17 protein-coding genes and 2 pseudogenes are annotated in these 22504 nt (G+C 69.6%); 12 read left to right on the top strand and 7 right to left on the bottom strand.

The features are described from left to right. Positions 1-361: 361 nt before the first annotated feature. Positions 362-1501 (bottom strand): tyrosine-type recombinase/integrase, encoded by a 1140-nt coding sequence (locus tag ACA514_RS47975; protein WP_375048238.1) that lies wholly within the window; start codon positions 1499-1501, stop codon positions 362-364. Positions 1502-2350: 849 nt separating this feature from the next. Here ACA514_RS47975 and ACA514_RS47970 point away from each other — a divergent pair. The 6 genes and pseudogenes from ACA514_RS47970 to ACA514_RS47945 all read left to right on the top strand — a co-directional run. After that, positions 2351-3865, top strand: a pseudogene (locus tag ACA514_RS47970) (Mu transposase C-terminal domain-containing protein); the annotation flags it as partial. A gap of 140 nt (positions 3866-4005) precedes the next feature. Next, complete coding sequence (locus ACA514_RS47965; protein WP_176197321.1) at positions 4006-4761, top strand: ATP-binding protein; 756 nt, start codon at positions 4006-4008, stop codon at positions 4759-4761. 116 nt (positions 4762-4877) lie between these two features. Further along, positions 4878-6731 (top strand): hypothetical protein, encoded by a 1854-nt coding sequence (locus ACA514_RS47960; protein ID WP_375048237.1) that lies wholly within the window; start codon positions 4878-4880, stop codon positions 6729-6731. Then, a complete protein-coding gene (locus ACA514_RS47955; RefSeq protein WP_375048235.1) occupies positions 6715-7467 on the top strand; it encodes a hypothetical protein in 753 nt (250 codons plus the stop codon). The genes ACA514_RS47960 and ACA514_RS47955 overlap by 17 nt, the downstream gene beginning before the upstream one ends. Before the next feature lie 78 nt (positions 7468-7545). After that, the gene (locus ACA514_RS47950; RefSeq protein WP_375048234.1) at positions 7546-8793 is read left to right on the top strand and encodes a hypothetical protein; all 1248 of its coding nucleotides are present in this window, start codon (positions 7546-7548) and stop codon (positions 8791-8793) included. A gap of 1220 nt (positions 8794-10013) precedes the next feature. Beyond that, positions 10014-10466, top strand: a pseudogene (locus ACA514_RS47945) (DUF4158 domain-containing protein); the annotation flags it as partial. On the opposite strand, the gene ACA514_RS47940 reads toward ACA514_RS47945, so the two are convergent. Beyond that, entirely contained in the window at positions 10355-11323 is a 969-nt protein-coding gene (locus ACA514_RS47940; RefSeq protein WP_375048232.1) for a hypothetical protein, read from the bottom strand. The pseudogene ACA514_RS47945 and the gene ACA514_RS47940 sit on opposite strands and share 112 nt — an antisense overlap. Before the next feature lie 170 nt (positions 11324-11493). Here ACA514_RS47940 and ACA514_RS47935 point away from each other — a divergent pair, with 170 nt between their 5' ends. Continuing rightward, the gene (locus tag ACA514_RS47935) at positions 11494-13044 is read left to right on the top strand and encodes a Tn3 family transposase (protein WP_375048231.1); all 1551 of its coding nucleotides are present in this window, start codon (positions 11494-11496) and stop codon (positions 13042-13044) included. A gap of 48 nt (positions 13045-13092) precedes the next feature. Here the strand turns inward: ACA514_RS47935 and ACA514_RS47930 are convergent, their stop codons facing one another. From ACA514_RS47930 to ACA514_RS47910, 5 genes are all read right to left on the bottom strand, one after another. Then, on the bottom strand, positions 13093-13860 hold the full coding sequence (locus tag ACA514_RS47930) for an SDR family NAD(P)-dependent oxidoreductase (protein WP_375048230.1): 768 nt from the start codon (positions 13858-13860) through the stop codon (positions 13093-13095). Between the two features lie 29 nt (positions 13861-13889). Beyond that, complete coding sequence (locus ACA514_RS47925; protein ID WP_375048228.1) at positions 13890-14657, bottom strand: SDR family NAD(P)-dependent oxidoreductase; 768 nt, start codon at positions 14655-14657, stop codon at positions 13890-13892. 24 nt (positions 14658-14681) lie between these two features. After that, entirely contained in the window at positions 14682-15029 is a 348-nt protein-coding gene (locus ACA514_RS47920) for a cyclophilin-like fold protein (RefSeq protein WP_375048226.1), read from the bottom strand. Between the two features lie 228 nt (positions 15030-15257). Next, positions 15258-15668, bottom strand: a complete 411-nt coding sequence (locus ACA514_RS47915) for a cupin domain-containing protein (RefSeq protein WP_375048225.1) — start codon at positions 15666-15668, stop codon at positions 15258-15260. Between the two features lie 57 nt (positions 15669-15725). Continuing rightward, positions 15726-16742 carry a zinc-dependent alcohol dehydrogenase family protein gene (locus ACA514_RS47910; RefSeq protein WP_375048224.1) on the bottom strand — a complete coding sequence of 339 codons (1017 nt, stop codon included), beginning with the start codon at positions 16740-16742 and terminating at the stop codon, positions 15726-15728. A 250-nt stretch (positions 16743-16992) separates the two neighbouring features. On the opposite strand from ACA514_RS47910, the gene ACA514_RS47905 reads away from it, so the two are divergent. The 5 genes from ACA514_RS47905 to ACA514_RS47885 all read left to right on the top strand — a co-directional run bounded on the left by ACA514_RS47905 (position 16993) and on the right by ACA514_RS47885 (position 22399). Further along, entirely contained in the window at positions 16993-17880 is an 888-nt protein-coding gene (locus ACA514_RS47905; RefSeq protein WP_375048222.1) for a helix-turn-helix transcriptional regulator, read from the top strand. A 271-nt stretch (positions 17881-18151) separates the two neighbouring features. Further along, positions 18152-19072, top strand: coding sequence for a recombinase family protein (locus tag ACA514_RS47900; protein WP_375048221.1), 921 nt, complete (start codon positions 18152-18154; stop codon positions 19070-19072). A 156-nt stretch (positions 19073-19228) separates the two neighbouring features. Then, a complete protein-coding gene (locus ACA514_RS47895; protein WP_375048220.1) occupies positions 19229-20149 on the top strand; it encodes a helix-turn-helix domain-containing protein in 921 nt (306 codons plus the stop codon). A 783-nt stretch (positions 20150-20932) separates the two neighbouring features. Next, positions 20933-21403, top strand: coding sequence for a MarR family winged helix-turn-helix transcriptional regulator (locus ACA514_RS47890; RefSeq protein ID WP_375048219.1), 471 nt, complete (start codon positions 20933-20935; stop codon positions 21401-21403). A 174-nt stretch (positions 21404-21577) separates the two neighbouring features. Then, the gene (locus ACA514_RS47885) at positions 21578-22399 is read left to right on the top strand and encodes a nitrate- and nitrite sensing domain-containing protein (RefSeq protein ID WP_375048218.1); all 822 of its coding nucleotides are present in this window, start codon (positions 21578-21580) and stop codon (positions 22397-22399) included. The last annotated feature ends 105 nt before the right edge of the window (positions 22400-22504 follow it).

The following is a 22504-nucleotide window of genomic DNA, read 5'->3' as shown; positions in this document are numbered from 1 at the left end:
ACGGGGGCGAGACACCCGTCGGCCGCCCCTCCTCGCCGCCTGGCTGACCACCACCGCCAACCAAGGGCCCATCGACCGGCTCCGGTGGGCCGATCTGGTTGCCGTCACCGGGGCATCGTCTGCGGCGCCCGATGTCGGCCGCCGCTGCGACGGAACGGCCAGTCAAGCCAAGCCGACCGGTGCGGGCCGGCTAACCGTGCCTCCTCGTTCGACTGTCCCTCGAGGCCGCGACACATGTTGAGGCTCTCCGCGCTTCACATCCCGGCCCCCCTGCGGGTTGGCGGCCGCGCCCTATCGCCAGGCGCGCTCCAAGAGCCCAGGCGGGCCTCGCCGGACGGGCGAACACGGGTCCGTCGGGTGCTCAGGTCCGGCCGCGCGGGTGCGGTTGGACGGCCGGATCGATCACGACGGCGTCGTCGAAGAGGCCGGCGGCCTGGTCGGCGTGCGCGGTGGCGCGCTGTTGCTTGGTGCGGCGCTCCCAGTAGCCGATGGTCGTGGCGGGGTCGGTGTGGTCGGCGAACTCCTGCACTTCGGCGAGCGGGACTCCGGCGTCGAGCATGTGGGTGATGCGGGTGGCGCGCCACACGTGCGGTGTGAGGTCGCGGCCGGGCAGCACGCCGGCGGCGCGGCCGAGCCGGGTGGTGATGCGGTCGATGTCGTGGCGGTCCAGCCGGTCGCCCTTGGCGTCCAGCAGCAGAGGCCCGTGGGTGCGGGCGCCGACGTGCCGGCGCAGCAGGTCGGCGCAGCGGTGCGGGAGCGGCATCGTGCGGCGCTTGCCGCCCTTGCGGGTGACGGCCAGGACGCTGCGGTCGCCATCGCGGCCCAGGTCGGTCACGTCGGCGGCGCACAGTTCGGTGACCCGGCCGGCCAGGCTGTACAGCAGCATCACCACCAGCAGGTCCAGCTCGCCGGCCGCGCACGCGGCCACCGCGCGGACCTGGTCGACCTCCAGCACCGGCGTGGAGCCCGCGCTGCGCTCGGCGGTGACGCGGGGCCGGTCGTCCTGGGTGACCGGATTGGCCGGCGCCGGGTCCATCCGCCCGGCGGCGTAGGCGTGCAGCGACGACAGACAGGCGACGTAGCGGCCGATGCTGCGCGCCGCGGCGCCCGCGGCCTCCTGCCGCAGCCGCCACATCCGCACGTGCTCGCGGGTGAGGCAGCCGACGAAGAACGCCTCATGGCCGAGCTCGCGGGCCAGCGGCGCCCAGACGCGGCGCAGGTCGTCGGCGTAGGTGCGCTTGGTGGCGGCCGAGCCGCGGCGGGTGCTGCTCAGCCAGTCCAGCACCAGCGCGAACGTCTGCGGGGTGCACGCCTCGGCCAGCAGCTCGATCCGGCGCCGGTAGACCCGCCGCCCGCCGATCCGGGCGATCTGCACCTGCCCCAAGTCGGCGTCCAGCTTGGCCAGCGCGTCGGCGGCCAGCGGGCTCGCCGGGCGTGCCAGGGTTCCCGCCTCCCCCCTCGCCACCGTCGCCGCCGGTGGAGGCGGGGGAGCGGCGCCCACCGCCTCACCTGCACTTGATCGTGCCGGCGGATCCTGTGCCGCTGTGTCGGCGTCCACCGGATCGGCGCGAGGCAGCACGACGCCTTCCAGCGGTTCCTCCACTGCAACTCTGCATCGTTCTGCCACTAGCGATTCGTCATCGAGTGTCAGACAGCAGGTCACGGCCATCCTTGTCCAGGTAGCTCCCTCGAGGAACGCGCCGGGTAACTAAGACTCTTCCGAATGAGCGCTCGAGGCATCCGGCTCTCAGCTGCGTGGTCGGGAGACAGGCTGCGAAGCAACGGATTCGAAGTGATCACCGGTCCCCGGGGGATAGGGCGGGCGACCGCGGACCCCTTGCGGTGAGAGCGGCGTCGATAGCGCGCTGGGCCGGCGTGCGGTGCATGGGTAGGGTGATTTGCACCGTTCGTGCGTATTAGCAATAAAGAATCTGCATGGGCGCTTATGTGATGTTCGCCCGATTCTTGGAGTGCATGCTCGCACTGACGTCTGTGGCGAAAATTACTGACATCGGATGACGAATCCACTGGCACAGGTTGACGAAATTGCAAGTCGGAGGCGATCTGCACGGTATAGCCAGTGCCGGTCTCGTCATCGAACGCCACTCATCGCGGGGATCGAAATGATCTATCTTTTGGGTTCTTGGTCGACTGTTATGGCGATAAGAGGTTTGTCTTTTCTTGCCTTCTGGTAACTGGCCGGGATGGCTGGCTGTCCTGATCGTGGAGTTGCTGTGGTTTGAGGGAGTTGCTGAAACGCCAGCAGGAGAGGTCGATGGGCGATTTGGAGCAAGATGCCCCTGAGGTGATCGAGCGACTGGGTTCCTTGGCCCAGGTCCGGCGAGCTGCGGTGCGGCGATTGCTGGTGCTGGATCAGCGCGGCGATCTGAGTACCGAGCATGTGAGGGTCGTAGCGTCGTGTGTGGCGGTGCACGAGCGCACGGTGTGGCGATGGCTGGAGCAGGCGCATGCCGATGGCCGCTGTGATCGGCTGCCGATCGCCCGGTTCACCCTCACCGAAGAGCTTCGTGCTCGGCTGGCCTTTTGGGGCGGAAACGCCTCGGCGTTGCATCGCGAGCTTGTCGCCGAGGAGAAAAGCGGTGGGGTGAAGGCGCCTAGCCTGGCGACCTTGCATCGGGCGATCCGCCGGGATGTTCCCCAGGGGATACGTGCCGGGATCCGGGATGGTGAGCAGGCCAGACGGGCGTTCGACATCAGGTTGCGGCGGCCTGAAAAGAGCGAGGGCCATCGCAACCAGGTGTGGGAGGCCGATCATGTCAAAGCGCCGGTGTGGGTAGAGGTCGACGGGACACCGGTGCAGCCGTGGATCACCTGGTTCGTCGATTGCTACAGTTGCGCGGTGTGCGGGCTGGCCGTCGCGGCGGGGTCTCCCAGCCGTGAGTCGATCTTGGCGTCGGCGCGGGCCTCGATCCTGTGCAGCGACCATTATGGAGAGTTCGGCGGCCTGCCTGACGCGGTGCGGATCGATCAGGGCAAGGACTTTTTGAGTGGGGCGGTGCGGGCGGCGCTGGGCCGCTTCGCGATCCCGGTCGGTGTGCTGCCCGGATACTGCCCTTGGCTGAAGGGCACGGTGGAGATGGTCAACGGCGCCGTGGAGAAGATGTTCTTTGCCTCACTGCCGGGCTTCACGCATGGCGCCAAGCGGATCGGTGGTAAACCGATCGATCCCAGCGAACCGCTCCTGTCGTTCTCGGGGTTTGTTGAGCTGCTGCTGGGGTGGGTCGCCGAGTGGAATCAGCTCCTTCCCAAACCGGTGCTGGGTGACCGCACTCCCCAGCAGGTGTGGCGTGATGACCCCACTCCGCTGGACCATGTTGCGGCCGAGGATCTGAGCCTGATGCTGCTGGAGGATGACGGCCGTCCCCGGAATGTGTCCAACCAGGGTGTGAAGTGGAAGCGTCGGCACTACGTCAGCGAAGAGCCCTGGATGGGCGACTACGTCGGCAAGTGGGTCAGGGTCCGGTACATGCCGCATCATGATCACGAGATCGAGGTGTTCGACGCCTCCACGGGTGAGCATCTGGGGCGGGCGTTCCTGTCCGATCAGGCGTCTGCGGAACAGGTCCGCCAGGTCCTGCGCGTGCGTCGCGAGGCTGCCGCCGAGCTGGAGCGGACCCTGAAGGCCGGCGCGCGGCTGCGGCGTGAACGCTTTGCCGCTCTCACCGCCCCTGGCCCGGCCAAACGGTTGGGAGCGTTGACTTCGGCCGAGGCCGACGCCGAGGCGCAGTTGCGCGATGCTGGCACCGGCCGGCCGCGGAAGGCGGCACGCCCGCGGGAGGCCGCGTTGCCCGAGCCCGCTCCTGGCTGGGTGTTGCCGGTCCAGCGTGCGACCGAGGCCGAACCCGGCGGTAGGCCCTTGCTTGCGGCAGCCGGGCAAGCCGACGAGAGAGAACCGGGCGGGCGAGACCCGGGCGAGCAGGGGCCGGGCGAGCAGAGCGACGACGTTGGGCTTGATGAGAGGGGTCGTCGATGAGGCCCGGGCATGTGACCTCGCTGCGAGCTTCGGGAAGAAACCACTATCTGAAGCTTCCGGGGGCGAACGTGGTCGCCACCGATGCCCTGCTGGTCACCAAGGAGAACCTTGCCCGGGTGATCGAGAAGCAGGCGATGATGTGCGTCTACGGCGAGTCCGGTGTGGGCAAGACCCTTTCGGTCAATGAATGCCTTGCCGACGTCGCTCCGCAGCAGACCTTGCGGATGGCGTTCGGCGAATACCCGCGTCCGCGGGACGTGCGTCATACGCTTTTTGAGGCACTGGATTTGCCGGGGCGGCCGCCCCGTCGCCCGTATGAGTTCACCCGGCTGCTGAAGGAAGAGTTGTCGCGGCAGTTCCGTGTCCTGGTATGCGATGAGGCGCAATGGCTCTCCAGGGAGTGTTTCGAGCTCTACCGGCATCTGTGGGATCACGAGACCACCCAGATCGCGATCGTGTTCGTCGGCGGCGCCGGCTGCTACCAGGTCCTGAGCAACGAGCCGATGCTGGCCTCCCGGATCTACATCTGGCAGGAGTACACCCGCATGTCCCGCGAGCAGGTGCAAAGCGCCATCCCGGCCTTTCATCCGTTGTGGGAGAAGGTTTCCGCCGCCGACATCGACGTGATCAACAAGCGGGCTGCTCATGGCCGCTTCCGTGACTGGGCGAAAATCACGTCCCTGGCGGTCGAAGAAATGCAGAGCCGGGACAGCGGCGTTCTCGACGAAGGCGTGCTGGAGTGGGTGTTCAGCAAGGACAGAAACTAATCCTTGGTCAGGTCGCTGCCGGGTACGTGCCCGGGTCAGCGCCCGGGGTTGGTGTCGGGGAGGGGGCGTCGGCTGCCGGACTCCGATCGGCTCGCCAGGACGACGGGAGGTTCACCGTGGTGGAGCATGGGGTCTACGCGGCGGCTGCCGCCGAGACCGGGGCACAGTCGGCGCTGCGGGCCGACCCCGGCGGGCCGCAGGCGCCGACAGCCTGGAGGCGGGCAGCCGACCGGCCGGTGGTGACGATCGCCCTGGACGCCGCCGACGAGCACAGCAATGTCCAGGCGATGATGAGTCTGCACGATCCCGCTGCGGGCCGGATCGTGGTCCATCCGACCCCAGCAGTGGGCGGCAGGCTCACCCTGGCCCACGATCTCATGGGCGCGTTGGGAAAGTCGGCCGCTGCGCGCAACGATGGGCGCGGCGTGGCGGAGATCTGGCTGCAGGCCGCAGCCTGGATCTGCGGTTCAGGTATCAGCGAGATGGTGGTCTTGCGGGGGCATCTGCTGCCCCGGCCCGCATTGGCGCGGCTGGTGCAACTGGCCGCCGACACCGGCGCCGCATTGATCTTGGTATGGCATGAACGGCCACCTGCCGACTGGCGCCAGGTACTGCCGGCCGCCACACTGGCAGTGCTGGAAGACGCGCAGGAAGCCTTCGTGAAGGCCCGCGATCGTTTTCGGCCCCAGCCGGCGCCACCCGCGGCGGTGCCGCTGTACTGCACCCCGCAACTGCCCGCGGACGCCGGTCCGGCGCTGGCGCACGCACTGCAGGCGCCGCTGCCCACCCTGCAGGCGACGCCGCTGGCCGGTTTCCGCGCCCAGTTGAACAGGTTCCTTGGGCCCGATGAGTTCACGCGGGCCGACCTACTGTACGCGGCCGCGATGGACGCGGTGTGCGGGTTCCTGACCGGCAGCCAGTGGTATCAGCGCGACCGCGTCCGGCCCCTGGTCTCATCTGCAGTGCGGGCGGGCGCCTCGCCTTCCCACCGCCCCGCCGCCGATCCGGTGAACCTCCAGCCCGACCCTGACTCGGTGGCCGAGGCGGTCACCGTCCAGGTCACCGTCCAGGAGGGGAACGCAGGCACCGAATCGGAGGCCGGCCCGTGTCCTGGGGGGCCGGGCGAGGAGGAGGGGCGCGCCGATCAGGACGGCATGGCACAGGCCCGGCAGTGCCAGGAGACGTCCGCCGCTGCGGCCGACGAAACCGATTACGCGCGCGGCGCGAACGAGGGCGCGGACCGGCGAGGACACGGCAAGCTGGCTGTGTTTCCGATGCCCTGGCCAGATCCCAACGCGCTGGATGAGTTCCTACTGGCGCTGCTGAGCATCAGCAGTTCTCCCGCACACAGCATGGTGCTGCTGCGCGGGGCGCAAGCGGGGTTCCTGCTGCACGGCCTGCTGCTGACCGTACCCGCCGATCCGGGACGCCTGGGCGGCCCAGGGTTCGGCGGTCTGCCGCTCAGCGTGCAGGTGGCCGAGCAGATTCGGGCCGAAATGCAAGATCCAGCCCGGTCCGCCGCGCTGGCCCTGACCCTCGCCACCGGCCTTGATCCAGCGGATCTGGCCTCCATCCGGGCTCAGGACCTGGCCGATGACGCCTCCACCATTGCGTTGGGGCCCTACCCATGGCGCTCATCCAGTACCGCGCTGCGCTTCCCGGTCCCCCGACACGCCCGGGACCTGCTGGCCGCGGCCCGCGCCTACAGCGCCCTAGACGGGGGCGACCCCACCGAACCGCTGCTGCCGTCCGGGCTGGGTCATCACGAGCACGAGGTGTGGGCGACCGCTGAGGCGTGCGGTCTGGGTTTCCGCAGATCGCACCGGTGGGGGCCGCCCATGGGCGAGCGTCCCGACCGACCCGACTACTGGCATCTGCACCTGCGCTGCGCCTGGGTCGCCGATCCACTGCACGACAACCTCCACCTCTCCCCGGGAAGGCAGGTGGGAACCTATGTTCCGCCGGCTTGACCTGCGCCGAATACAGCGGATCATGGACCAGCGTCACCTCGACCCCAACATGGTCGCCGACCGGACCCTTCTTCCCCTCAACCAAGACGGACCCGCCCGGGCCGACCTCGCCAACTTCTCCCGGATGAGCGCCGCACAGCTGGTCATCCTCGCCGAGGTGCTCGAGGTCGCCGTCGATGAACTCCTCACCCCGCCGCTGGGGGATTGGGAGGCGGAACTGCAGGGCGAGGACCGCGACTTTCCCAGCCTGGACGCCGACGCGCTGCACGCCGCCCTGGTCCAGTTCGGGAGCCTCAGCGATCACGCGCTGTGCAGCGCGTTCAAATGGACGCCGCAGCGGCTGGAGGACACCATCACCGTGCTGGCGCAGCGGCTGGACGGCAAAGGCGCCACCCCGATACGGCAGGGAGACCGGGTCATCCTGGAACCCGCCATCGAGGCCCTTCCGCGCGGCGCCCAGTGGCGGTTGACCGACTTGACCGACGACAGCGTCACCTTGGCCGAGGAGTATGCGCCTTTCCTGGTCACCGCGGTCCGTGCGCACGCCCTGGGCCCCTACCCCGGGCCGCCGATGGTCCCACGCCCCGTTGTCGACGCACTCGCCCGGCAAGGAGCCGCCCGGCCGCCCGACGCCCATGCCCTGCCCGGACGGCCGGCACGGCTAATTCCCCACGACGACCTGATGTTCGCGCTCCGGCTGCACCCGACGCCACCCAACCGTGCCCGGGCACTGTGACAGCACCCCATGACAGCGGCGCACGAAGCGCCACTGATGAGGCGCCGCCCCACCCGCATCAGCAGGGGCTGCGACCACATGCCCGAGCACACTTTGGGCTGGGCCCGGGCTGTAACGCCCCGCCTGCGGAAACGACCCATCGGCGTCGAGAAGAAGGTCACCATGTCGGCTCGCACTCCTGCGCCCGCGCCCCTGCCCGCACCGTCATCGGCCCTCGAGCAGCAGGTGCGCCAGCAGGTCCAGGTGGCGCTGGGCGGCCGGCTCATCGAACTCGATCGCGCGGTCGCAGGCCAGGTCGCTTCGACTGCCCGTGATCACCTGCCTGATGCGGGATCCGGGTTCTGCCAGCAGACGCACTCACTGCTGATCGAGCTCACCACCCGCTGGGCGCTGCCGAGGAGAACCGAAGATCGCCCCGAATTGCTGCGGGACCTGGCCGAATGGCTCGACCGCTGCGAGCATCCACTGTCGGCCGGCCCCGCAGAGATCCTGGACTGGCTGCACGTCACCATCGACGATGGCGACCACGACAGGGGCATACAGCTGTACGTGGTCGAGCGGAGACTGCGGGTCCTGGCCTCCTGGTACCGGATCCTGCACGAGCACCGCTTGTGCCGGCGTAATCCGGCCGTCGGGCTACGCCGCCCCCGCCCGCCAGCCAGCGGCCACCACCTGGACATCGACCTCTTCGGCCCCTACCGGCCCAGGCCCCTGGAGACCGTCGCCTTCGCCGTCGTCGTCGAATACGCGCTGCAAGAGGCGCACGACGGCGGCTACGAGTCCTGCTGGCGTAACGCGGCCGTGCTGGCCGCATCCTTCTATCTGGGGCGGCCGGTCGCGGACCTGGTGAAGTTGGGCTTGGAGCATCTGACCGGCGTGGGCGCGTCCGCCGACGCCGACGACCCGATGACCCTGTGGCTCGACGACCCGAATGCCGCCCCGCAGTTGCTGCCGGTGCCGCCCGCGGTCAGCGTGCCGCTGCGGCGCTATCTGTTCCTACGCGCCGCCCGGCACTGCACCGACCCGCGACTGCTACACGGCCCACTGTTTGCAGCCGATCCCGCAGAGTCCGGCTCGGACCAGCGTCTGTGCACCAGGCAGGACACCGGAGACGACACGCCGTGGGTGGACTGTGCTCAGCGAATCAACCGGCTGCTGTGGCGCGCCTCGAAAGCAACGGGGATCCGCGATGACATCGAGAGCAGGAAACTCACCACCGAATCAGCTGAGCCGCGCCCCCAGCATGCGCTGACGCTGCCACCGATCGAACCAGCGAGCACATTGTTCTGGTCGCATCCTGCCTGTCATGCTGATTCGGAGCGCTGAGGAAACGCCCCGACCTGCCGAACTGCAGCAGCCTGCCGTTGCTGGATCCCGCGTGCCTATCGATGACATTTCCTTGCCTGGGGGCAGCAGTTCTTCAAATGCGCGGCCTTCGACCGACGGCACCGTTCCCAGGCGATCCGTGGAAGCCGCTGCGTGAGACATCCGCCTTGCCCGCCCTGGGCGCGGGTGCCGGTGCTCATAGGCGCCTTTGATGGGTTCTGCGGCCCGCATTCCATCCAACCCCGGGTTGGGAGGGAAAGCCAGCCCAAGAGGCGATGCGCGCCTATCTGGCCAGCCGCGCCGAACGGCTGCACCGGCATCCCGCGCGGACTGCGTGGCCCGTTGCTGGCGACGATCCCGCCAACCGACTCGCACGGCGACCAGCCCCTCACCGAGGCCGGCGTGGCGCAGACGCTGACCACGCTCGGCGCCCGAACGGGTCTGCAGCCACGACCAGCGATCACCGCGTGCCCAGCCGACCGGGCACGCACGGCCCAGCTACCGGCGATCAGGATCATCAGCCGATCGGCCTGACAGGGGCACGACCAACCCGCGAGCCGGTCGGCGGCCCCGCCGCCGACCACCCCCGGGCCTATCCCCGGCCCCCCGGGGCCCAGCGCCCGGGTGCGGTGTCGATGGTGCGGCTCTGGCCGCGTCGCAAACGCGGTCCGGTGCCATCCATGCGACGACGGCGTCCTGCATGCCAGTCTTTGCCCGCGGTGCTGCCGCGGCAGCACCAGCTTCCTGCCGCGAGCGGATTCGACCACATCTGCCGGAAGTTGCCCAGCTCCACGAAGTGCTTGGCCGGGTTCAGCCCGTCCCAGTCGGTGAAGGCGAACCCCGCTCCCTTGACGCTCGACACAACACCGCGAACGCGTAGAGCACGAGCCCGGGAAGCACGAACCACAAGGCGTCCGCGCCTGCCACCCTTTGCGCGACGGCCGCCGCGGGCGCGATCCGGAGGAGGCGAGGCGTCCTGCGAGCGCGGTGGCCGTACCGGTCCTGCGGCCGGCTTCCATGCCCGACGTCACCTCCCTGATGTGTTGCGGACATCAACACCTTCCAGCGCCTTCGTACCGCATGGCAAGCGGCGATCTTGTTAAGGGCCGGTGGGCCCGCGAGGAGGCTGGGTGCAGGAATTAGCGGTAGGAAGCTGATCTTCGTTTCGGTTCGGTGACGGGCCGGGTCTGCCCTGGTGGGGGCCCGTACGTTCCGGGGCCATGCCCTTCGAATTTCTCTCTGATGAGCAGGTCGCCCGCTATGGCCGGTTCCCGCAGGAGCCGTCGGTGGCCGAGCTGGAGCAGTTCTTCCGGTTGGACCGGGAGGCGCTGGAGCAGGTGGACAAGCGGCGGCGGCCGTCGACGAAGCTGGGCTGGGCGGTGCAGTGGGGCACGGTGCGGATGCTCGGGGTGTTCCTGACCGAGAAGCCCACGGCGGTTCCGGACGGGGTGGTGGGGTTCGTCGCTGAGCAGCTCGGTGTCCATCCGGCGGAGTTCGCCGAGTACGGGCGGCGCGGGCAGACGGTGTACGAGCATGCGTGGGAGATCCGCGAGCTGCTGGGCTACCGCGACTTCGCCGACGGGGAGGCCGAGCTGCGTCGTTTTGTGGCGGCGCGGGTGTGGTCGACGACCGAGGGCCCGCGGGCGCTGTTTGACCGGGCGGTGGTGCACCTGGTGAAGGAGCGGGTGCTGCTGCCGGGTATCACGGTGCTGACGCGGCTGGTGGGCGAGGTGCGCCGGGCGGAGAACGCCCGGCTGTACGGGCTGTTGGCCGAGCGGACGCCCCTCGAGACCGCGGCGGCGCTGCGGGGCCTGCTGCGGGTGCCGGACGATCGGCGGGTGTCGGAGCTGGAGCGGCTGCGGACCTCGCCGGTGAAGGCGTCGGGGCGGGTGCTGGTGCGGGAGCTGGACCGGGTCGCTGAGATCGGCGGGATCGGGGCCGGGCGGGTGCAGGTCGAGCCGGTGCCGGCGGTGAAGCTGGCGTCGCTGGCCCGGTACGGGATGGCGTCCAAGGCCCCGACGCTGCGGGACCTGGAGGAGCGGCGGCAGACCGCGACGCTGCTGGCCACGGTCCGGCATCTGGAGACGGCATCGATCGACGATGCGCTGGACGTGCTGGACCTGCTGATCACCTCGAACCTGTTGGCCAAGGCGGAACGGGCGGGCAAGGCCGAGCAGCTGCGGACCCTGCCGAAGCTGCGGTCGGCGGCACGGCACGTCGCCTCGGCGATGGAGATCCTCATGAGCGCGCCGCAGGCGACCGAGGATCGCCTGGTGTCGCTGGCGGAGGTGTGGAACGAGATCGAGCGGGTGGTGCCGCGCGAGAAGCTGTCGGCGGCGGTCGAGGTGATCGCGGCGTTCGTGCCCGAGTCCGATGACGACGCGGCGGCGGCGTGGCGGGCCGAGTTGGTCAAGCGGTACCGGACGGTGCAGCAGTTCATCGAGCTGCTGCTGGAGACGATCGAGTTCCGGGCGGTGGAGGCCGGGCAGGGCGTGCTGGCGATGGTGGCCGCGGCCGCCGCGATGGCCAAGGCCCGCCGCCGCTACGACCGCGCCGACGTCGCCGCGCACGAGGACCTGGTGGTCGGGTCGTGGCGGCCGCTGGTGTTCGCCAACCCCGACCTGCCCGCCGGGCAGGTCGACAAGGCCGCGTTCACGCTGTGCGCGCTGATGCACCTGCACGCCGCGCTGCGCCGCCGCGATGTGTTCGCCGCCGGCGCCGACCGGTGGAGCGACCCACGCGCCCGCCTGCTGGAAGGCGGGCTGGGAGGCGGCGCGGCCGCGGGTGCTGGCCGCTTTGGAGCTGGAGGACGAGCCGGCCGGGCACCTGGCCGAGCTCGCCAGCGCGCTGGAGGGCGCCTACACCCGGGTGCTGGACGGGCTCGGCGCCAACACCGCGGTGCAGTTCGTCGGCGGCCGCCTGCAGATCGAGAAGCTCGGGCCGATCGACGAGCCGCCGATGATGACCGAGTTCCGCGCCCTGATCGGCCAGATGCTGCCGCGGGTGGACTTCCCCGAACTGCTGCTGGAGGTGTTCGACCGCACCGGGCTGGCGGCCGACTTCACCCACATCTCCGGCGCCGACACCGCGATGGAGGACTTCGCGGTCAGCCTGTGCGGGCTGATCGTGGCCGAGGCGTGCAACGTCGGCCTGGTGCCGATCGAGAAGCCGAACGTCCCCGCGCTGACGCGCGCCCGCCTGCAGCAGGTCGACCAGGGATACCTGCGCGCCGAGACGATCTCGGCGGCCAACGCCCGCCTGATCGCCGCCCAATCGGGGATCGACATCGTGCGTACCTGGGGCGGCGGGCAGATCGCCTCGGCCGACGGGCTGCGGTTCGTGGTGCCGGTGGCCAACCTGCACACCGGCCACAACCCGATCTACTTCGGCCGCCAGCGCGGCGCGACCTGGCTGAACGTCGTCAACGACCAGGTGATGGGCATCGGCGGCCTGGTCGTGCCCGGCACCCTGCGCGACTCGCTGTTCATCCTGGACGCCATCCACACCATCGACGGTGGCCCCCGCCCCGAGACCGTGGTGACCGACACCGCCTCCTACTCCGACATCGTGTTCGGCCTGTTCGCGATCTGCGGCTACCAGTTCTCCCCGCGCATCGCCGACCTCGCCGACACCCGCCTGTGGCGCACCAACACCCGCACCACCTACGGCCCGCTGGATCACATGTCCCGCCACACCGTCCGCCTGGACCGCATCCGCGCGCACTGGGCCGACATGCTCCGCGTCGCCGGCTCCCTCACCACTGGCCAGGTGCGGGCCTACGACCTGATCCGGATGCTGTCGCGCGACGGCCGCCCCACCGGCCTGGGCGACGCGTTCGCCCACTACGGCCGCATCTTCAAGACCCTGCACCTGCTGCAGTTCATCTCCGACGACGGCTACCGCCGCATGATCGGCACCCAGCTCAACACCCAGGAGGCCCGCCACCGCCTCGCCCGCCGGATCGCGTTCGGGAACCGCGGGCAGCTGCGCCAGCGCTACCGCGAGGGGATGGAGGACCAGCTCGGCGCGCTCGGCCTGGCGCTGAACGCGGTGGTGTGGTGGAACACCCTCTACCTGGACGCCGCCGTCAAGCAGCTCCGCAAGGGCGGGTTCCCCGCCACCGACGACATGTGCGCCCGGCTCTCGCCCATCGCTTATGAGCACATCAACTTCCTGGGCCGCTACGCCTTCACTCGCGCTGACGCCGGCTCGGGGTTGCGGCCCTTCCACGACCCGGCCGCCGAGGGGTGAGGACTCAGCCGCCTCGCCAGGCCAGGGAATCGAGCGGGCATCGAGCTGTCATTGGGCGGTGTAGCCGCCGTCGACAGGCAGGGCGATGCCGGTGACGTAGCCGGCGCCGGGGCTGCACAGCCACAGCACGGCGGAGGCGATCTCCTCAGGAGTGCCGAGCCGGTCGATGGCCTGGCCCTTCTCGGCCTGGGCACGGTCGAGTTCGCCGCCTTCGACCATGGCGTCGACCATGGGCGTGGCGATGGTGCCGGGGCAGACGGCGTTGACGCGGACGCCGCGCGGGCCGTATTCGAGGGCGGCGCTGCGGGTCAGGCCGATGACGCCGTGCTTGGAGGCGTGGTAGGCCGCGCGCCCAGGATTGCCGACCAGGCCGCCGAGGGAGGAGCAGTTGACGATGGCTCCGCTGCCCTGGTCGCGCATGTGGCGCAGCTGGTGCTTCATGCTCGCCCAGACGCCGCGCAGGTTGACGGCCTGGACGCGGTCGAACTGGTCGGCGGTCTCGTCGGCGGCATCGGTGGGCGCCACCATGATGCCGGCGTTGTTGAAGGCGAAGTCGAGGCGTCCGAAGGCCGCCACGATGCGGTCGACGGCGGCGGCGACCTGGTCCTCGTCGGTCACGTCGCAGACCAGGGCGAGCGCCTGGTGACCGTTGTCGGTGAGTTCTTTGGCGGCCTGCTCAACGGCGCCCGCGTCGATGTCGGCCAGGCCGACCGCGGCGCCGGAGGCGGCGAAGGCGCGGGCGGTGGCCAGGCCCATGCCGGAGGAGGCGCCGGTGACGAAGGCGACCTGGCCGGTGAAGTCGTAGGTGGGGCTCATCCGTCATCTCCTGGGTGGGTTCGGGTGGGTCAGGTGGTCTGGCCGCCATCGACGACCAGGGCGGTGCCGGTGGTGAAGGCGGCATCGGTGGAGCACAGCCACAGCACGGCGGAGGCGATCTCCTCGGGCTTGCCGAGGCGGCCGACGGGTTCGTCGGCGATGAGCCCGTCGCGGCCGCCGGGGCGGGTGTCACCGAAGCGGCGGATCATCTCGGTGTCGATGATTCCGGGGCACAGGGCGTTGACGCGGATGCCGTCGGCGGCGTGGTCGAGGGCGGCCGAGCGGGTGAAGCCGATGATCCCGTGCTTGGCGGCGGCGTAGGCGGCCTGGCCCTTGAAGCCCTTGACGCCGGCACCGGAGGAGACGTTGACGATGGCGCCGCCCCCGCCTCGCTGGAGCATGTGCCGGATCTGGGCGCGTGTGCACAGGAACGCGCCGGTGAGGCTGACGCCGACGATGCGGTCCCAGTCCTGCTTGGCGGTGTCGGCGGCCGACTGGACCGGTTGCTCGACGCCGGCGTTGTTGAAGGCCGCGTCCAGGCGCCCGAAACGCTCAACGGTCCGGTCGACGGCGGCCTGGACGTCACCCTCGCTGGTGACATCACCGGGAAGCACGAGGGCCTGGCCACCGTCGGCGGTGATGAGCCGTGCGGTCTCCTCCAGCCCGTCGACCGACAGGTCGACGAGCGCGACCTGCGCTCCGGCGCGGGCGAAGGCCACAGCGGTGGCACGGCCGAGCCCGGAGGCGGCTCCGGTGACGAATGCGGTCCTACCGGCGAAATCGTAGGTGACGCTCAAGTCGGCCCTTCTTCCTGTCCTGTATCAAGGGGCGGTCTGGATGGTGATGCGCGCGGCCTTGGCGAGCCGAGGGGGGTCGGCGTCGATGTGACCGAGGATCAGCAGGTCGGTGGAGGCGGCGGGGCCGTTGTTGTAGAAGAGGGCGAGGTTGCCCCAGGGCGCGAAGTAGGCGATGTCCCCGGCCTTGGCCGCGACCGGCTCGGGGGCGCCGTCGGTGGTCAGCTTGCGCGGCGGGTAGCCGATCCGCTCGGTGCCGTGGAAGTCCTCCAGGTCCAGGGTGAGCGGGAGCAGGGAGACCAGGTCACGGGCCGCGGGGCTGTCGTTCAGCGTGGCCTGGACGGGCTGCCCGTCCAGGGTGACGCGAAGGCTCATGGCGCTGTTCCTTCCAGACGACGTGGCAGACGGCGTGGACGGCGTCCCGCGCGGCGCGGTCGGCCCGCTGGTCGCGAGGGAGGGTCTCGAAGACGGAGCCGGCCGATCGCTGCCGCAGGCCGTCACGGCGGTGGCCAGCATGGTCGCGGCGGCGAAACGAAGCAGGGCACACAGCATGGCCAGTCTGTCCTTCCCATGCTTGAGCTGGTCGGTCTTGCCCGTAGGGGGTCAGGTGGTGGCCGGGGCGGCGGCGTACTCGGCGTCGGTGACGGGGGTCAGCCAGTGCACGACGTCGTGGTCGGCGTCGCTTTCGTTGAGGGCCAGGTGGACCATCAGCCGGTTGGGGGCGGCGCCGTGCCAGTGCTCCTCGTCGGCCTCGAACAGGACGCGGTCGCCGGGCCGGATGATCTCGATGGGGCCGCCGCGGCGCTGGCACAGGCCGATCCCTTCGGTGACGAAGACGGTCTGGCCGAGCGGGTGACGGTGCCAGTGGGTGCGCGCCCCGGGCATGAAGTGCACCAGACTCGCGGTGACCCGGGACGGGGCGGGGGCCGCGGCGACGGCGTCGATGTAGACGTCGCCGGTGAACCAGTCCGCCGGGCCCTTGACGGTGTCGATCGAGCTTCGCGTGATCTGCATGGCCGTTCCGTTCCGTGAGCGTTGCGGGCGATGCCGCAGGGTGGCTGTGCGTGGGGTTCAAGGCTTCAGGAGGGTCTTGATGGCGCGGCGCTCGTCCATCGCGGCGTAGCCCTCGGCGACCTGGTCCAGGGGGAGGGTGAGGTCGAAGACCTTGCCCGGGTCGATGGCGCCGGTCAGGACGCGCTCGATGAGGTCGGGGAGGTAGCGGCGCACGGGGGCGGGGCCGCCGCGCAAGCCGACGTGGGAGAAGAACAGCTCCTGCCCGTCGACCGCGACATCGTGGGGGACGCCGACGAAACCGACATTGCCGCCCGGCCGCGCCGAATGCAGCGCCTGGCGCATCGCCTCGGCCGTGCCGACGCACTCCAGCACGCTGTCGGCGCCGATCCCGCCGGTCAGCTCCCTGATCCGGGCGACGCCCTGCTCGCCGCGCTCGGTGACGATGTCGGTCGCGCCGAACTCGCGGGCCAGCTTCTGCCGCGGCTCGTGCCGGGACATGGCGACGATCCGCTCCGCGCCGAGCTGTTTGGCGGCGATGATCGCGCACAGGCCGACCGCGCCGTCGCCGACGACCACGGCGGTGGAACCGGGCTTGACCTCGGCGGCGTCGGCGGCCCACCAGCCGGTGCCCATCACGTCCGACACCGCCAGCAAGCCCGGCCAGAACTCCTCACCGGGCACGCCGTCGGTGGCGACCAGGGTGCCGTGGGCGTTGGGGATGCGGACGTAGTCGGCCTGGCAGGTGCTCATGAACTCGCGGTTCAGGCAGTTGGACGGGAAACCGTTTCGGCAGTTGGCGCAGGTGCCGTCCGAGGTCGCGAACGACCCGACGACGAACTGACCCGGCTTCACCGCGGTGACCTCCGAGCCGACCTCTTCCACGAACCCGACGTACTCGTGTCCCATCGGATGGGGCGCCTCGGTCGGCTCGGCGCCGCGGTAGGGCCACAGGTCCGAGCCGCACACACACGTCACCGCGGTACGGATGATCGCATCGGTCGGGTGGATGATCTTCGGGTCGTCCAGGGTTTCGAAACGGATGTCACCGGGCGCGTGGATCACTGCTCCGCGCATGAGAAGGTCCTTTGCTGTCGTGGCGCGCCGCAGCGACAAGTGCCGGCGGCGCCGAGTGCGGATATGCCCGGAGCGTCAGGCGGCGGACCACCCCGGCCCGGGCGTGGACGCCTCCCGTAACCCGCCTTTACCTGGGACGGGAGCACCACGCCTTCCAGGTAACCCGCTCTTGGTGCGGGCAGCCAGACACCGTCAAGGGGTGTACTGGCAGTACATCCCTGTGCCCCCGGCCAGCACGTACGGTCGAAGGGTGGACAACCGTGAAGAGGTCCGCGAGTTCCTGACCTCGCGGCGCGCCAAGATCACCCCCGAGCGGGCCGGGCTGCCGCCGGGCTCCCGGCGCCGGGTGCCGGGGCTGCGCCGCAGCGAGGTCGCGGCTCTGGCCGACATGAGCGTGGAGTATTACGCCAAGCTCGAACGCGGCAACCTGGCCGGTGTCTCCCCGTCCGTGTTGGAGGCCCTCGCCCGCGCCCTGAACCTGGACGACGCCGAACGCGCCCACCTGCTGAACCTGGCCCAGGCCGCCGACGGCACCGACGTGCTCACCCGGCCCCGCCGCCGACGCACCAAGGACCAGTGGAGGCCGCACCGCAGCCTTCAATGGGCCCTGGACGCCATCACCGCCGGACCGGCGTTCGTCCGCAACGGCCGCATGGACATCCTGGCCGCCAACCAGCTGGCACGCGCCTTCTACGCCGACGTCTACGCCACCCCTGGCAACCAGGCCAACCTGGCTCGCTTCAACTTCCTCGACCCCGCCTCCCGCCGCTTCTACCCCGACTGGGACCAGGCCGCCGACATCGCCGTCGCGATCCTGCGCACCGAAGCCGGCCGCAACCCCCACGACAAGGACCTGCACGACCTGGTCGGCGAACTGTCCACCCGCAGCGACGAGTTCCGCACCCGCTGGGGCGCCCACAACGTCCGCCACCACGGCACCGGCACCAAACGCTTCCACCACCACGCCGTCGGCGACCTCACCCTCGCCTACGAAGGCCTGGAGATGGCCGCCGAACCCGGCCTCACCCTCACCATCTACACCGCCGAACCCGAATCGCCCTCCGACGAAGGCCTGCGCCTGCTCGCCTCCTGGGCCGCCACCCCGCAGACCTCGCCCACCCCGCACTCCAGCGGCTGATCCCCGCGCCCGCGGCGCGAAGCCGTGGAAGTGCAACTGCAGACGCGGCACCCCTGCGGCCCCTCGGGCCTCACGGCGCCCTGGAGCGATCACCTACACGTGTCGTCATACGTTCGATTGACGACACCCGGCAGACGCGGCCAACGGACCCCGCCCCACCAGGGAATCGAGGGCACACCGATCCAATCGGATCCAATGCCGATTGATGACAGGGTTTAATGACAGGTGGCATGGCGAGCAGGAGCCGCTCCACCACCTGAAGGGGTCCCTGATGGCGAACCTGGTCTACAAGCGGGTCTCCACCGACCAGCAGTCCACCGCCCGCCAAAACCTCGTCCTCGCCGAGGCCGGAATCGCCGACCCGGTGGTGTTCGAGGAACAGGCCGGGACCTCCAGCCGCCTGCACCCCCTCCAGCGCCCGGCCTTCAGCGAACTGCTCGCCTACGCCCGGCCCGGCGACACCGTCCACGTCTCGGAGATGTTCCGCCTGGTGCGCGGCACCGGCCACATCCTCGACGTCCTGGACATCCTGCACCGCGACCGGCTGGCGCTGCGCATCCACGACGGCGCCTTCTCCGGCATGGACCTCACCGCCCGCCACCCCCGCACCGGCCAGCTGCTGTCCACCGTCAAGTTCATGGTCCAGACCCTGGCCGCCGCCGGCGAACTCCAACGCGACCTGCAACGCGAACTCACCTACGACGGGCTGCGCGCGGCGGCGGCCAAAGGCAACAAGGGCGGCCGCCGCCCCGCCCTCACCCCCGACCAGACCACCGCCGTCCGCACCGCCTACACCGGCGGGGCCTCGATCGCGGCGTTGGCCCGCGAGCACGGCGTCAGCCGCGGCGCCATCCGCACCGCCCTCGCCGACCTGCTCCCCGGCCACACCGCCACCGGCGGCCAGGACGTGCCGGCGCGGGCGGTCCCGGTCGTCCTGGACGTGCCCGGCAAGGTCGCCGACTTTCTGCGCACCCTCGATCTGGAGGCCGCCGAGCAGATCGCGCTCGACAACGGCCAGGTCGTGCGACGCGGGCAGGGCTACACCCTGCGCGTCACCGCCACCCCCGCCGTCCACCGCCAACTCCTGGACCACTGCCAGACCCTCGACGCCACCCCAGCCCAGCGGAAGGCCCACCGCGAATACCAGAGCCGCATCAACACCCTCAACCGGAGTGCTGGCGCCCACCGCTAATTTCTGCACTCAGCTTCCTCGCGGGCCGGTGAAGGTCATCACCGGTTTGAGGGATCCTGCGCCCGCCGCCGTGGCCGCCGAGAGCCCGCTATGACCCTGCGTTAGCACGATGTTCACTTCGCCTTCTTTGAACGTGAACCGGTTAGGGTCCCTGACATGGAGGAGTCGCCTGTCGGGACAGCCAAGAGTCTGCTGTACTTCACCGACGGTTCCCTGGCCTACGCCGGTCACTACATCCATGAGGAGTACTGCCTGGTCCACACACACAGCTTCATGGAGATCGCCATCGTCACCGGGGGCAAGGGCACGCACCGGTCTCTCGACGGACGCAGGAGTCTCCAGGTCGGCGACGCTATCCTGCTGCGGCCGGGGGTCTGGCACGGCTACGAGGACTGCCAGGACCTGGACCTGTACAACTGCTGCTTCAGCACCGAGCTGCTGCACCGCGAGCTCGCCTGGACCCGCGAGGACCCGCTGCTGGGATACCTGCTGTGGACCGCGCCCAACTCCATGCAGCGCCGCGGCATGCTCACCACACGGCTCGACGCACAAGCGCTCAAAGCCTCGATCGTTCACCTCGACGCCCTCGACCAGCTCACCCGTCAGGGCATCGACCGCCACCGCGGCGACATCATCGGGCGCCTCACGCTGTTCCTCAGCCATCTCGCCCGGGCAGTCGCCGAGCAGCGCGCCTCTGAGTCAGGGCCGGCTCACCCGAAGGTGGTGCAGGCGATGCGGCTGCTGGAGGCGCGCATGGCGCACCGCTGGACGCTCACCGAACTCGCCGACGAACTGCACCTGTCGCCCCGCTACCTGGTGCGGATCTTCAAGACCACCACCGGCCTGCCCCCGATGGCCTACCTCGCCCAGCACCGCGTCGAGACCGCCGCCTCGCTGCTGCTGCACACCGACCAGTCGATCACCCAGATCGGCCAGGCCGTCGGCTGGGCCGACCAGAACTACTTCGCCCGCCGCTTCCGGGCCCACTACGGACTGTCGGCCACCACCTACCGGCAGCGCTTCACCCGCAACGCCGTCGGCCTGGGGCCGTCCGAGTGGGTCCCCTTCCAGGCCTGACGGCTGGCACCGGCATGGGCCGAGTTCACCCGGCCGGCTCCGGCTCCCCGAAGTCGGCGGGTTCGCACATCCTGTTGAAGGCCCCGATCAGCTCGGCCCTGTCCAGGGATGGATCCAGAGATCACTGGATCTGGAGGCCGTCGGACACGGCGAGGAGCAACAGGCCATGTGCTCGGCCACCTCGTCGTCACGGACTCGCCCCGGACCGTTGCCCTTCCTCCAGACCTGAGTGATCGCTGATGTGAGATCGGTGAACAAGCCGTGCGCGCGGTGAGCGGGATCAGTGGCGGCCGTGGCCAGTGCGACGAACATTTTGACCAAGCCGGGCTGCTCCATGTTGCGCCGTACCGTCTGGGGCGACGGCTTCCGCAGAGCGGCGGCCCTCCGTGGCGACCTCGGCGTCCAGGGCATCTCGGTGCTTAAAGGTCCGGTAGAGCGCGCCGCGGCCGCGGAGTCCCGATAGGAAGCCTTGTCCGCGTCACCGTCCGCATCGGTCATGAGTGAGCCGTGGACGTTCATCCACCGATCGTCCACGGCTCGCGGCGGCCACGACGACAAGCTGTTCCCGGCAACTTGAGTTGCACCGCCCAACCAGTGGAACGCCCAGCCCACACGATCCGCGAAGTATGCCACAGTGACCCAAAGCGAGGTGGGGTCCTTCCAGTGCCACAAAATGGAGCGCCAGCCTGAATGCATGCACGTATTTCGTTCCCGAAAGAAATATTGTCCAACTGACAGTATCTGGCGGTCCCGGACGGACGGTCGCAGGAAGAGCGAGTGCACATGTCATCCGAGGCGGAAAACCTGCGGACCCTCAACCGGACACTCGACGCATTGACGTTACTCTCCGGCAGTTGGCCCGCGCCCGGAATTCAGGGCGCCATCATGCGGCGATCTGGCGTTGCCATCGACGTGGCGACGGCGGTGCTGCTGCTGAAACTGGCGCACCTCGGAGGGAGCGCCCGCCCCTCTCTCCTCGGCAGAACGACCCACACCAACGCCTCCACCGTCAGCAAGACCTTGGCCCGAATGACAGCGGCAGGACTCGTTCACAGAGCTGCTGAGCAGGGAGATCTCCGAGCGGTGAGCATCACGCTGACGCCACGGGGTCACGCGGCGGTGGAAGCGATCAACAACGCCGGCATGTCGATCCTGGATGAGGCGGTGAAGGACTGGCCGATTGAGGACATCCGCCGGTTCGCCCGCTATCTACAACGTCTCGCTCAGGCACTCACGCCCCCTGCACTCGACTGAACTTCTACCCATCTCGCCCGCGGCAGGACACGAATTGGATCTCTGACACAATAAACTGACTATTTTTTATCTCAGACTGACTGCCGAGGTGCGCGGGGACGGTTGCGCTCTGACAAATAGCGGTGCAGTATATGGCGCCCGAGTGAAGCCTTGGAGTCGAACCTCGGAGTGCACATGCCTGTCACCGAAGCGGCACCGGCCTTTAACAAGAGCACCCGACTGCACCCGGTTCGTTACCGGATCAGCCTGCTGCTCATCCTTCCCCTGGTTTCCCTCGTCGGCCTTTGGGCTTTCGCTGCGACCCTTTCCCTCGGCTCCGCGCTGAACGAGATCGCCCTGACCCGGGTCGTCGACCGCATCACGAAGCCGGCAGGGTCTGCAGGCGTACTGCTTCAGCAGGAGCGAGCGGCCGCCGCGGCGGTTCTGGCACAGAACACCGACCAGGCTCGGCAGCGGTTGACGTCTGCTGAGGCGACCACCGACGCCGCTATCAGCCTCTTCCACACCCAGGCCATTCCCGCAGCGAAGAAGGAGCTAGACCGCACCGCGCAGCGGCTCATGGACGATCTGGACCAGCGGTACCGGACCATCGGCGAGCTGCGCACCAAGGTGCATGCCGGCACCATCACCCCGGCCGATGCGATCAAGGAGTACGACGGCCTCAGCGACAGCACCAGCAGGACCTTCGGCAGCGTGGTGAAGGCCGACAATGCCGAGGTCTTCCATACCTCGGCCGCCCTGGTGAACACCTACCGGTCGTCGGACTTCACCTTGCGCGAGGACGCCTTGCTGACGGTCGCGGCATCGCGCGGAGGCCGCATGACCGTAGCTGAGCATACGGCGTTCATCGAAGCGGCCGGCAACCGCCGCCAGTCGACCGAGATCGCCCTCACGAGCTTGAGCAGCGCTGTTCACCAGAGGCTGCAACCTCTTCTCCAGTCGCCCCAGTACGCCCGCTACCAGACGCTGGAGAACAGTGAGGAAATTCCAACCTGAGTCCGCAGGTCACGGGCCGGTTGCGTCCCGCGCGGCGTGAGCGACAACGAGAGAGCTCCTGGTAGATCGAGATTTGCGACGATCTTGACCACCAGGAGCTCCGAT

This window comes from Actinomadura sp. NTSP31 (genome assembly GCF_041951385.1).
Classification (GTDB): Bacteria; Actinomycetota; Actinomycetes; order Streptosporangiales; family Streptosporangiaceae; genus Spirillospora; species Spirillospora napierensis.
This window is presented reverse-complemented; position numbering and strand designations above follow the sequence as displayed.

Bases quoted from the DNA above. Each gene is read 5' to 3' on its own strand.
- ACA514_RS47955 (WP_375048235.1), top strand. From the start codon at position 6,715: ATGTTCCGCCGGCTTGACCTGCGCCGAATACAGCGGATCATGGACCAG.
- ACA514_RS47950 (WP_375048234.1), top strand. From the start codon at position 7,546: ATGCCCGAGCACACTTTGGGCTGGGCCCGGGCTGTAACGCCCCGCCTG.
- ACA514_RS47935 (WP_375048231.1), top strand. From the start codon at position 11,494: ATGTGTTCGCCGCCGGCGCCGACCGGTGGAGCGACCCACGCGCCCGCC.
- ACA514_RS47930 (WP_375048230.1), bottom strand. From the start codon at position 13,860: ATGAGCCCCACCTACGACTTCACCGGCCAGGTCGCCTTCGTCACCGGC.
- ACA514_RS47920 (WP_375048226.1), bottom strand. From the start codon at position 15,029: ATGAGCCTTCGCGTCACCCTGGACGGGCAGCCCGTCCAGGCCACGCTG.
- ACA514_RS47915 (WP_375048225.1), bottom strand. From the start codon at position 15,668: ATGCAGATCACGCGAAGCTCGATCGACACCGTCAAGGGCCCGGCGGAC.
- ACA514_RS47910 (WP_375048224.1), bottom strand. From the start codon at position 16,742: ATGCGCGGAGCAGTGATCCACGCGCCCGGTGACATCCGTTTCGAAACC.
- ACA514_RS47900 (WP_375048221.1), top strand. From the start codon at position 18,152: ATGGCGAACCTGGTCTACAAGCGGGTCTCCACCGACCAGCAGTCCACC.
- ACA514_RS47895 (WP_375048220.1), top strand. From the start codon at position 19,229: ATGGAGGAGTCGCCTGTCGGGACAGCCAAGAGTCTGCTGTACTTCACC.
- ACA514_RS47890 (WP_375048219.1), top strand. From the start codon at position 20,933: ATGTCATCCGAGGCGGAAAACCTGCGGACCCTCAACCGGACACTCGAC.
- ACA514_RS47885 (WP_375048218.1), top strand. From the start codon at position 21,578: ATGCCTGTCACCGAAGCGGCACCGGCCTTTAACAAGAGCACCCGACTG.